Origin of the sequence: Brevundimonas diminuta ATCC 11568, assembly GCF_000204035.1 — a bacterium.
Lineage (GTDB): Bacteria > Pseudomonadota > Alphaproteobacteria > Caulobacterales > Caulobacteraceae > Brevundimonas > Brevundimonas diminuta.
The window spans coordinates 1,407,594-1,419,081 of sequence record NZ_GL883086.1; the positions used below are offsets into that span (position 1 = coordinate 1,407,594).

Below are 11,488 nucleotides of genomic sequence, written 5' to 3' on the forward strand. Positions count from 1 at the left end.
CACGCGCCGCCTTCGAGGGCGACTGGGGCCGAACCACCGCCGTCGAGCGCGGCCGCATCCTGGCCCGCATGGGCCGCGAGGTCGAAGCCCGCATTGACCTTCTGGCCGAACTTGAGACGCTGGACGTCGGCAAGCCGCTGAAGCAGGCCCGCAACGACGTGATCGCCCTAGCCCGCTACCTCGAATTTTACGCGGGCGCGGCGGACAAGCTGCACGGCGAGACCATCCCCTTCCAGGACGGCTACACCGTCTACACCCTGCGCGAGCCGCACGGTGTGACGGGCCACATCATCCCGTGGAACTATCCGATGCAGATCATCGGCCGCTCTATCGTGGCGGCCCTGTGCGTCGGCAACGCCGTGGTGTTGAAGCCCGCCGAGCAAGCCTCGCTGACCGCTCTCGCCTTCGCCCATATCGCCGCCGATTGCGGCCTGCCCGCAGGCGTCTTGAACGTCGTGACCGGCACGGGCGCCGAAGCGGGCGCGGCGCTGGCGGCGCATCCGGGGATCAACCACCTGTCCTTCACCGGCTCGACCGGGGTGGGCGTGGCCATCCAGCAGGCGGCGGCGCTCAACGCCGTTCCGGTGACGCTGGAGCTGGGCGGCAAGTCGCCCCAGTTGGTCTTCGACGACGCTGATCTGGACAAGGCCCTGCCCTTCCTCGTCAACGCGGGCGTCCAGAACGCAGGCCAGACCTGCTCAGCCGGATCGCGCGTCCTGGTCCAGCGCGGCGTCTATGACGAGGTCGTGCGCCGCATGGCCGAACGCTTCGCCGCCCTGACCGTCGGCCCCGCAATGGACGACCGCGATGTCGGCCCGCTGGTGTCGAAGAAGCAGCAGGCCATGGTCGACAGCTTCATCGAAAAGGGCCGCGCCGACGGCCTGATCATGGCGCAGGCGACCCTGGCCGACCTGCCGTCCGGCGGCGCCTATGTCGCACCCACCCTGTTCGCCAATGTCGCGCCCGACCACCCGCTGGCGCAGCAGGAAATCTTCGGCCCCGCCGTCGTCGTCATCCCCTTCGACACCGAGGAGGACGCCGTCGCCATCGCCAACGGCACCGATTACGGCCTCGTCGCGGGCGTCTGGACCGCCGACGGCGGGCGGCAGATGCGGCTGGCGAAGCGGCTGCGCGCCGGACAGGTCTTCATCAACAACTACGGCGCGGCAGGCGGGGTGGAACTGCCCTTCGGCGGCGTCGGAAAATCGGGCCACGGTCGCGAGAAGGGGTTCGAGGCGCTCTACGCCTTCACCACCCTGAAGACCGTCGCGGCTCATCACGGATAGCAGGGAGTAGCGTCTTGGAGGGGAACAGATCGAAGCGGCTGGAGGGCAAGCGAGCGATCGTCACGGGCGGAGCCTCCGGCTTCGGCGCCGGAATCGCGCGCCGCTTCGCCGAGGAAGGCGCCCGCGTCATCGTCGCCGACCTGAACGGGGACGCCGCTCGCGCCCTGGCCGCTGAACTGGGCGACGCCGATCTGGGCGTAAAGGTCGACGTGTCCAGCGCCGCTGACGTCGTCGCTCTGGCCGAGACCGCCAACCGCCTGCTGGGCGGTGTCGACATCGTGGTCAACAACGCGGGCGTCGGCCACACGCCCCAACCGCTGGACGAACTGTCGGACGAAGCCTTCGACCGCATCGCCGCCGTCAACATGCGCTCCATCTATCTAATGTCGAAGGCCTTCGTCCCCGCGATGAAGGCGCAAGGGTCCGGCGCCATTCTGAACATCGCCTCGACCGGCGGGGTCAGCCCCCGCCCGAACCTGACCTGGTACAACGCCTCAAAGGGCTGGGTCATCACGGCGACGCGGGCCATGGCCGTCGAACTGGCGCCCTTCCAGGTGCGGGTGAACGCGCTGAACCCGGTGGCGGGCGACACCCCCCTGTTGAAGACCTTCATGGGCGCCGACACGCCCGAGGTGCGGGCGAAGTTCCTGGCCTCCATCCCCATCGGCCGCTTCTCGACGCCCGAGGACATGGGCGCCGCCGCCGCCTTCCTCTGTTCGGACGACGCCTCGATGATCACGGGCGTGGCGCTGGAGGTCGACGGTGGCCGCTGCATCTGACCGCGTGTTCAAGCTTCTGGTCCTGCCCGGCGACGGCATCGGACCGGAGATCATCCGCGAGACCCTGCGCGTCGTCGACTGGGCCCGGAACGCAGGGCTGCGGATTGAACTGAGCGAGGCGCTGGCGGGCGGCGCCAGCATCGACGCCGTGGGCGCGCCCATCGCCGAGGATGTGGTGCAGCAGGCGCTGGCCTCCGACGCCGTCCTGTTCGGCGCGGTCGGCGGGCCGAAGTGGGACCACCTGCCCCGCGCCCAGCGCCCCGAGATGGGCATCCTGCGCCTGCGTCAGGCGCTGGACCTCTACGCCAACCTGCGCCCCGCCGTCTGTTTCGACGAACTGCTGGACGCCTCGGCGCTGAAGCCCGAGTTGATCCGGGGCCTCGACATCCTGATCGTGCGCGAAGCGACGGCAGGCGTCTATTTCAGCCTGCCCCGCGCCAATGAGGTCGGCCCCGACGGCCAGCGCCGCGCCTATGACACCCAGGCCTATACCGAGGCCGAGATCGCCCGCGTCTGCCGCACAGCCTTCGAGCTGGCTCGCACCCGCCAGCGCAGCGTCTGCTCGGTGGACAAGGCCAACGTCATGGAAACCGGCGCCCTGTGGCGGGCCGTCGCGAGCGAGGTCGCCTCCGACTATCCCGACGTGGAGTTGAGCCACATGTACGCCGACAACTGCGCCATGCAGTTGGTGCGACGCCCGGCCCAGTTCGACGTCATCGTCACCGACAACCTGTTCGGCGACATCCTGTCGGACGCGGCGGCGGCCCTGACCGGCTCGCTGGGCCTGCTGCCCTCGGCCTCCCTATCCGGCCTTGGACAAGGCGGGCGTAGCCGGGGCCTGTATGAGCCGATCCACGGCTCGGCGCCCGACATCGCGGGACAGGGCGTCGCCAATCCCATCGCGACCATCTTGTCCTTCGCCCTGTGCCTGCGCTGGTCGTTCGACCGCGCCGATCTGGCCGACCGGCTTGAGCGCGCCGTTCGGCACGTCGTGTCCAGCGGCGTCCGCACCCCGGATATCGCCCACCCCGGCGTCGCCGCCGTTTCCACCATTGAGATGACCGACGCGGTTCTGGCCGCCTTGGCTGCCGAGTGAGGTTCCACCGATGAGCGCCCCCACCTTGCAGACCGTCATGGACCTGATCGACGGCCGCACCGACGAATTGGTCGCCCTGAGCCAGGATCTGATCCGCTTCCCGACCATCAACCCGCCGGGCGAGGCCTATCGCCCCTGCGCCGAGTACATCGGCGAGCGGCTGAAGAAGCGCGGCTTCACCGTCGAATATGTGCGCGGCGAAGGCTCGCCGGGCGACAGCGACCAATACCCGCGCACCAACGTCATCGCCCGCTGGACAGGGTCCGAGCCGGGGCCTTGCGTTCACTTCAACAGTCACATCGACGTGGTCGAGGTCGGCGCCGGCTGGACCGTCGATCCCTTCGGCGGCGAGGTGAAGGACGGCCGCGTCTACGGCCGGGGCGCCTGCGACATGAAGGGGGGGCTGGCCGCCTCCATCATCGCGGTCGAGGCCTTGATCGATTCCGGCCTGCCGCTGCCCGGCGCGCTGGAGATCTCCGGCACGGTGGACGAGGAGTCCGGCGGCTACGGCGGCGTCGCCTATCTGGCCGAGCGCGGCTGGTTCTCGGAGCCTCGCGTCAACCACGTCATCATCCCCGAGCCGCTGAACGTCGACCGGGTCTGCATCGGTCACCGCGGCGTCTGGTGGGCCGAGATCGAGACCAAGGGCCGCATCGCCCACGGCTCCATGCCCTTCCTGGGCGATTCCGCCATCCGCCACATGGGCGCGGTGATGGAAGAGTTCGAGAGCAAGCTCTACCCCGCCATGGCCGCCCGCCATTCCGACATGCCGGTGGTGCCCGAGGGCGCCCGTCAGTCGACCATGAACATCAACTCCATCCATGGCGGCCAGGCCGAGGGCTTCGACGGCCTGCCCGCGCCCTGCGTCGCCGATTCCAGCCGTATGGTCATCGACCGCCGTTTCCTGATCGAGGAGACGCTGGAGGACGTAAAGGGCGAGGTGAAGGCCATCCTCGAGGGGCTGGCGGCCCAGCGCCACGGCTTCCGCTACGAGATGCGCGACCTGTTCCAGGTAGCGCCCAGCATGGCCGACCGCGACGGCCCCGTGGCCAGCACGACCGCCGCCGCCATCGAGACGGTGCTGGGGAAGAAGGCCCAGTTCGTCTGTTCGCCCGGCACCTATGACCAGAAGCACATCGACCGTATCGGCAAGCTGAAGGACTGCATCGCCTACGGCCCCGGCGTGCTGGATCTGGCGCACCAACCGGACGAATGGGTGGGCATCGACGACATGACCAACTCAGCCAAGGTCATGGCTAGGGCGGCCTATGATCTGCTGACCCGCAAGCGGAGCTGACAGGATGGCGCGTGGCGACATGGAAGAAGAGAACATCATCGGCCCGCGCCTGCGCGCCCTTCGGGATCGCCTGGGCCTGTCGCAGCGCGCCCTGGCGCGCAAGGCCGGCGTGCCGTCCAGCACCGTCAGCCTGGTCGAGAGCGGCCGCACCAGCCCCTCCGTCGGCTCGCTGAAACGGCTGCTGGACGCGGCGGGCATATCGCTGGGCGACTTCTTCAGCTCGGAGTTCGAGACCCCGACCAAATACTTCTATCGCCACGACGAACTGACCGACATTTCACGCGGCGAAGTCTCCTACCGCCAGCTGGGGTCCAGTCAGGATTCCAGTCTGCAGATCCTGCACGAGACCTATCAGCCCGGCTCGGACAGCGGCCGGGTCATGCTGTCCCACGAGGGAGAGGAAGGCGGCATGATCATCTCCGGCCGTCTGGAAGTCACCGTCGACGGCCAGTCGCGGGTGCTGAAGGCGGGCGAAGGCTATCTGTTTCCCAGCGTCCTGCCGCACCGCTTCCGCAACATCGGCGACGCGCCTTGCGTGGTCATCAGCGCCTGCACGCCGCCGACCTTCTAACGGCGCCGTTGCGAACGATCAGTATTCCGATCATTAGATTATTTTATCCTTACGCGACAGGAAGATAGGCACCCAAAGAAACAGTCTTGCTCCAAATCGACCCAAGGCAGCTACTGATTGCCGAGGGAAGAGAGATTTCCGTCGCCGACAGAGCAGCCGCACAAATGTGCTGCATTGCACAAGACGTCGACTACGGAGATAGTTCGGCGACCGGGCAGTCCCGGCCGCGACGGCTGAACGCGGCCATAGACCGCGACGGCCTCATGGGGAGGAAGACGATGAATCGTCTGATGGTCAGCGTTTCCGCCGGGGCCTTGTTCGCCCTGTCCGCCACCTCCGTCGCCGCGCAGCGCGCGCCCGACGAGCCGGCCGCCACCGCGGTCGACGAGGTCATCGTCACCGCCCAGCGCCGTGAACAGGCGGCCCAGGACGTGGGCATCGCCCTCAGCGTCCTCAGCGGGGAAAGCCTGACGCAGCAGGGCGTCACCAACGTCAACCAGCTTCAGAACGCCACGCCCAACCTGGAGGTCGAACCGGCCTTCGGCGGCGGCGCGGCCCAGTTCCGCATGCGCGGCGTCGGCTTTCAGGACTACGCCTCCAACAACTCGCCCACGGTCGGCGTCTATGTGAACGAGGTCGCCTATCCGGTCCCGGTCATGACGCAGGGACTGATCTTCGACATCGACCGGGTCGAGGTGCTACGCGGCCCGCAGGGCACCCTGTACGGCCGCAACACCACCGGCGGCGCCATCAGCTTCGTCACCAAGCGCCCGACCGAGGAACTGTCTGCCGGCCTGATGACCGAATGGGGCAGCCACAACCTGTTCCGGGGCGAGGGCTATGTCTCCGGCCCGCTGACCGACATGCTGCGCGGCCGTCTGGCCGTCTCGACCGAACAGGGCGGCGCCTGGCAGCGCAACCGCGACACGGGCGAAAGCCTGGGCGACGCCGATCGCACCGGCGCCCGCGCCCTGCTGGAATGGACGCCCAATGAGACCTTCACGGCCCTGCTCGACGTCCACGGCGGCGTCGACAAGTCCGAGAACCAGGGCCTGTATCTGATCAGCGACCTGCACACCCGCCTGGGGACCGGCCCGGTCATTCCCGCCGACAAGGACCGCTCCAAGACCGGCTGGGGTCTGTCTCAACGCTTCGCCGACGCCATCGGCCGTGATGTGAACGCCAAGCCGGGCCGGGACAACTCATCCTGGGGCGCCTCGCTGAACGCCAATCTGGCGCTCAAGGGCATGAACCTGTCCAGCATCACCAGCTATGAGACCCTGGACCGCAGCGAATACGGCGACTGGGACTCCAGCGCCTCGGTCGAGGCCGACACCTTCTTCGGCAGCGACGTGAAGGTTCTGTCGCAGGAACTGCGCCTGGCCTCGGACAACGACAGCCCCCTGACCTGGGTGGCCGGGTTCTACTATTCCAAACAGGATCTCAACGAGCGCTACTTCTCGGACTTCATCGACATCTACAACACCTACGCCCAGGTCACCTATGACCAGAAGGTCGAGTCGTGGAGCCTGTTCGGTCAGGCCGAATACGCCTTCTCCGAGCGGTGGAAAGCCATCCTGGGCCTGCGCTACGAAGAAGAAACCCGCGAGTTGGAAGGCTTCGGCTCGGCTTTCGGCGGCGCCACCGCCCTGCCCCCGACCAGCGTCGACACCAAGATGACGCCTTTGACCGGCAAGGCGGCGCTGGAGTTCAAGCCCGCCGACAACGTCCTGATCTACGGTTCGGCCAGCCGGGGCGCCAAGTCGGGCGGCTTCACCACCTACAACACCGGCGACAGCAGCGGCATCGAGCCCTTCGATCCGGAAATCCTCTGGGCCTATGAGCTGGGCTTCAAGGCTGACCCGTCGCGTGCGGTGCAGATCAACGGCGCGGCCTACTACTACGACTACAACGGCCAGCAGGTGCTGTCGGCCGTCTGCGGCGCCAACGGCCCGGTCGGCCGCTTCACCAACGCCGATTCCAAGATCTACGGCGCGGAGCTGGAGGGCGTCTTCCGCCCCGCCGCCGGCCTGCGGATCAGCCAGAACCTCAGCTACAAGAAGGGCGAGTACACCGACTTCGTCGACCTGGACATCGGCGCCTGCCAGCAGATCCCCCGCGCCACCGTCTACATCGACAAGTCAGGCCAAAAGATCCCCTTCCCCGCCTGGTCGTACGGCGGCTCGGTCAGCTACGACTGGACGGTCGGCGGCTTCGCGGTCACGGCCGAGGCCAACTACAGCTATCGTGACGAGTACCCGTCCTGGCTGGGCGCCAAATACGATGTCGAGGCCTATTGGCTGGCCAACGCCAGCGTCACTATCGGCCCCGAGGACGCCGCCTGGTCCGTGGCCTTCTGGGCGCGAAACCTGTTCGATCAGGACTACGACCTGACCCGCAACTTCTTCACCAGCGCCGACATCGCCCAACCCGGAACGCCGCGCACCATCGGCGCGCGGCTGATCCTGCGCTACTGATCGATCACCCCGCTCAGTAAATCGAGCATGCAGGTAAAATATTCTTTTTTATCTGCATGTTGCGCCTGACAAGTAACAGTCTTCCCTTTCGTCGCGGTTCGTCCGCTACTGGCGAAAGACAGAGGATGACCGCATGACCGCTGCAAGCGCCGGCAAGGCCGCCAACGACCTTGATCCATTCTGGATGCCGTTCACGGCGAACCGCGCCTTCAAGGCGCAGCCTCGCCTGTTCGCCTCGGCCAGGGACATGCACTACTTCACGCCGGACGGCCGGGCGGTGCTGGACGGCACCGCCGGCCTGTGGTGCGTCAACGCCGGTCACGCCCGCCGGCCGATCGTCGAGGCCATCCAGCGTCAGGCCGAGATTCTGGACTACGCCCCGACCTTCCAGCTGGGCCACCCGCTGGCGTTCGAGCTGGCCTCGCGTCTGGGCATGCTGCTGCCCGGCGACCTGAACCACGCCTTCTTCGCCGGTTCGGGGTCAGAGGCGGTCGACACCGCGCTGAAGATCGCCCTCGCCTATCAATCGGCCAGGGGGTTCGAGAACCGCACCCGCCTGATCGGCCGCCAGAAGGGCTATCACGGCGTCGGCTTCGGCGGCATTTCCGTCGGCGGGCTGGAGAACAACAAGCGCGGATTCCCCACCCTGCCCGGCGTCGACCACATGTCGCATACACTGAACCTGGACGAGGCCGCCTTCACGCGCGGCCAGCCCGCCTGGGGCCTGCATCTGACCGATGAGCTGGAGGCCCTGATCGAGACCCACGGCGCCGAGACCATCGCCGCCGTCATCGTCGAGCCCATGTCCGGCTCGGCCGGGGTGATCGTGCCGCCGCTCGGCTATCTGGAGCGCCTGCGCGAGATCACGGCGCAGCACGGCATCCTGCTGATCTTCGACGAGGTCATCACCGGCTTCGGCCGCCTGGGCGCCCTGACGGCGGCCGAGGCCCTGGGCGTCACGCCCGACCTGATGACCTGCGCCAAGGGGCTGACCAACGGCGCCGTGCCGATGGGCGCCGTGGGCGTCAGCAGCGCCGTCTATCAGGCGGTGGTCGAGCGCGCGGCCGGGCCGGGCATCGAGTTCTTCCACGGCTACACCTATTCCGGCCACCCGCTGGCGGCGGCGGCCGGTCTGGCGACGCTCGATGTCTATGAGAGCGAAGGCTTGTTCCAGCGCGCGATTGAACTGACGCCCTACTGGCAGGACGCCGTGCACAGTCTGAGGGGGCTGCGCCACGTCATCGACATCCGCGATCTGGGTCTGGTTGCCGGAATCGAGCTGGAGCCGCGTCCCGGCGCGCCCGGCGCCCGCGCGACCGAGGTCTTCCACCAGGCGTTCGACGAAGGGCTGCTGATCCGGGTGACGGCGGATGTCATCGCCCTGTCGCCCCCGCTGATTATCAGCCGGGAACAGATCGACGAACTGATCGGCCGCCTGTCAGGGATCATAGAAAAAACACCCTGATCAGGGGTGTCGAGGAGGGGGAATAGAATGAGAAAACACCTACTGGCGTCGTCGGTCAGCCTGCTGACCCTGGCCGCCTTCTCCAACGCGAACGCTCAGAGCGACGCCCGATCGGGGGATCAGGCCACGCGCGTCGACGAGATCATCGTCACCGCCCAGCGTCGCGAGCAGGCCAGCCAGGACGTGGGCGTCTCCCTCAGCGTCATCGGCGGCGAGCAACTGGATGAAAAAGGCATCTCGGTCGTCAATGACCTGGAAAACGCCGTGCCCAACATGGAGGTCGACAGCCAGTTCGGCGGCGGCCAGCCCCAGTTCCGCATCCGCGGCATCGGCGCGCGCGAATATTCGTCGAACAACGCCTCGACCGTCGGCATCTACGTCGATGAGGTGGCGCACCCCTATACGGTGACCACGCAGGGCGCCCTGTTCGACATCGCCCGCATGGAGGTCCTGCGCGGGCCGCAGGGCACCCTGTACGGCCGCAATACCACCGGCGGCGCGGTCAACATCATCACCAACGCCCCCACGGTCGACTTCCAGGCCGGCTTCAACGCCGAATACGGCACTTTCGACCGCTATAAGGTCGAGGGCTATGTCTCGGGCCAGATCGCGCCCAACCTGCTGGGCCGCCTGGCCGCAGTCACCGAACAGGGCGGCGCCTGGCAATACCACCGCGATACCGGCGAAAAGCTGGGCGACCTCGACAAGAGCGCCATCCGCGGCCGCCTGACCTGGGACGCCAGCGAGGCCGTCACCGTCGACCTGGCCGCCACCTATTCGATCGACAAGTCGGACGGCCGCGGCTTCCGCCTGCTGGGGCCGTACACGGTCGCCGACGGCAGCATCACCTACCCGAAAGACACGGCCTGGCGGATTACCGGGTGGGGCATTTCGCAACGTCTGGCCGATGTGGCCGGCGTCTCGACCGACGCGAAGCCGTTCCGCGACAACGACGGCTTCGACATCAACGCGCGCATCAAGGCGGATCTGGGCTGGGCGGACCTGTCCTCGATCACCGCCTATCAGACCTTCTCCCGGAAGGAATACAACGACTGGGACGGCACGCGATTCCAAGAGTCTGATGTCTATTTTTACAATGACATCAATGTTTTTGCTCAAGAGTTTCGCCTCAGCTCGACCAGCGACGGCCCGCTGCAATGGATGGTCGGCGCCCACTATGCCGATGAGAGCATTGACGGCGGCTTCTATACCGAGTTCCGGGGCTCCCCTTCGACCAACTACCAGTCCAGCCTAGTCAACACGGCCTACGACCAGAGCGTTACCGCCTTCGGGCTGTTCACGCACAACTCCTATCAAGCCACGGACCGCCTGAACCTGATCCTAGGCCTGCGCTGGGAAAAGGAAGAGCGGGAACTGACGAGCCGCGGCACCTTCACGGCCCCGGCCCTGCCGCCGCCGCCCGAGACATTTGACACCACGATGGAGGAAATCACCGGTCGGGCTGGACTGGAGTACACGCTCACGGACGATGCCCTGTTCTACGCCAGCGTGGCGCGCGGCGTGAAGTCGGGCGGCTTCACCACCTACAACTCTCCGAACTCCCAGGCAGCTCGTCCCTTCAAGCCCGAAATCGTCATCGCCTATGAGACCGGGATCAAGTCGGACTTGTTCGATCGTCGCCTGCGTCTGAACGGCGCCCTGTTCTACTACGACTACAAAGATCAGCAGGTTCAGGGGATCGAGTTCGACCGCACCGCAGGCCGCCTGGGCAAGATCACCAATGTGCCAAAGTCACACATCTGGGGCGGTGAAGTGGAACTGGTCTGGGCTCCGATCAATGGCCTGACCATCACCCAAAACCTCGGCTACAAGACGGGCAAGTACGACGAATACTTCGCGGTCGACAGCGCCGCGACCGTCGCCGCCAACCCGCCCAATGGCCCCTGGGACGTCATCATCACCAACGACCGCTCCGGCGAGCGCCTGTCCTTCCCCAAGATGAACTACGGCGGCTCGGTCGCCTATGACTGGGAAGCGGCCGGGTGGGAGCTGCGCGCCGAGACCAACTACAACTATCGGGACGAGCTGTATTCCGTCAGCTCCTCATCGATCATCGACGCCTACTGGCTGTGGAACGCCAACTTCAGCGTCAGCCCGGCCGGCGCCAACTGGCGCGCGGGCCTGTGGGTGCGGAACATGTTCAACACCTACTACGAAGAGACCCGCAACGGCTTCAACGGCTCGGCGCGCCCGACCACCTCGCCCAGCCAGGGCCGCACCTACGGCGTGCGCCTGTCGATGGACTTCTAAGGCTTCCTCCCGAGTGAGGCGGGCCGGTTCCGGCCGGTCCGCCTTGCGCCTTTTCCTGATGGTATGATGGCTTACTCCGCTTCCCGCCTTGATCGCCGCACCCTGCTGACGGGTCTGGTCGTCGCGCCCGCCGTGCTGAGTTTCGGTCGCGCCCAGGCGGGCGGCGCCTATCTGTTTCCGCTGGGCGTTGCCAGCGGCGATCCCGCGCCGGACGGCTTCGTCATCTGGACCCGACTGGCGGCCGAT

General features: G+C 66.9%; 9 protein-coding genes. All 9 read left to right on the forward strand.

What is annotated here, in order from left to right; translation table 11 throughout:
• Positions 1 to 1,286 (forward strand): aldehyde dehydrogenase family protein (locus BDIM_RS10680; protein ID WP_040345770.1); only part of this gene is annotated, 1,286 nt, incomplete at its 5' end.
• Positions 1,287 to 1,300: 14 nt separating this feature from the next.
• Positions 1,301 to 2,065: a glucose 1-dehydrogenase gene (locus tag BDIM_RS10685; RefSeq protein WP_003165608.1), complete on the forward strand. Its 765-nt coding sequence runs from the start codon at positions 1,301 to 1,303 to the stop codon at positions 2,063 to 2,065.
• 4 nt (positions 2,066 to 2,069) lie between these two features.
• Positions 2,070 to 3,161, forward strand: coding sequence for a 3-isopropylmalate dehydrogenase (leuB, locus tag BDIM_RS10690; protein ID WP_112999926.1), 1,092 nt, complete (start codon positions 2,070 to 2,072; stop codon positions 3,159 to 3,161).
• 10 nt (positions 3,162 to 3,171) lie between these two features.
• Complete coding sequence (locus BDIM_RS10695; RefSeq protein WP_003165610.1) at positions 3,172 to 4,458, forward strand: acetylornithine deacetylase/succinyl-diaminopimelate desuccinylase family protein; 1,287 nt, start codon at positions 3,172 to 3,174, stop codon at positions 4,456 to 4,458.
• A 4-nt stretch (positions 4,459 to 4,462) separates the two neighbouring features.
• Complete coding sequence (locus BDIM_RS10700) at positions 4,463 to 5,029, forward strand: cupin domain-containing protein (protein ID WP_003165611.1); 567 nt, start codon at positions 4,463 to 4,465, stop codon at positions 5,027 to 5,029.
• Positions 5,030 to 5,307: 278 nt separating this feature from the next.
• Entirely contained in the window at positions 5,308 to 7,506 is a 2,199-nt protein-coding gene (locus tag BDIM_RS10705) for a TonB-dependent receptor (RefSeq protein ID WP_244911833.1), read from the forward strand.
• A gap of 133 nt (positions 7,507 to 7,639) precedes the next feature.
• On the forward strand, positions 7,640 to 8,971 hold the full coding sequence (aptA, locus tag BDIM_RS10710) for an omega-aminotransferase AptA (RefSeq protein WP_003165613.1): 1,332 nt from the start codon (positions 7,640 to 7,642) through the stop codon (positions 8,969 to 8,971).
• A 27-nt stretch (positions 8,972 to 8,998) separates the two neighbouring features.
• Positions 8,999 to 11,242 carry a TonB-dependent receptor gene (locus tag BDIM_RS10715; RefSeq protein WP_003165614.1) on the forward strand — a complete coding sequence of 748 codons (2,244 nt, stop codon included), beginning with the start codon at positions 8,999 to 9,001 and terminating at the stop codon, positions 11,240 to 11,242.
• Positions 11,243 to 11,308: 66 nt separating this feature from the next.
• Positions 11,309 to 11,488 (forward strand): PhoD-like phosphatase N-terminal domain-containing protein (locus BDIM_RS17980; protein WP_428829099.1); only part of this gene is annotated, 180 nt, incomplete at its 3' end.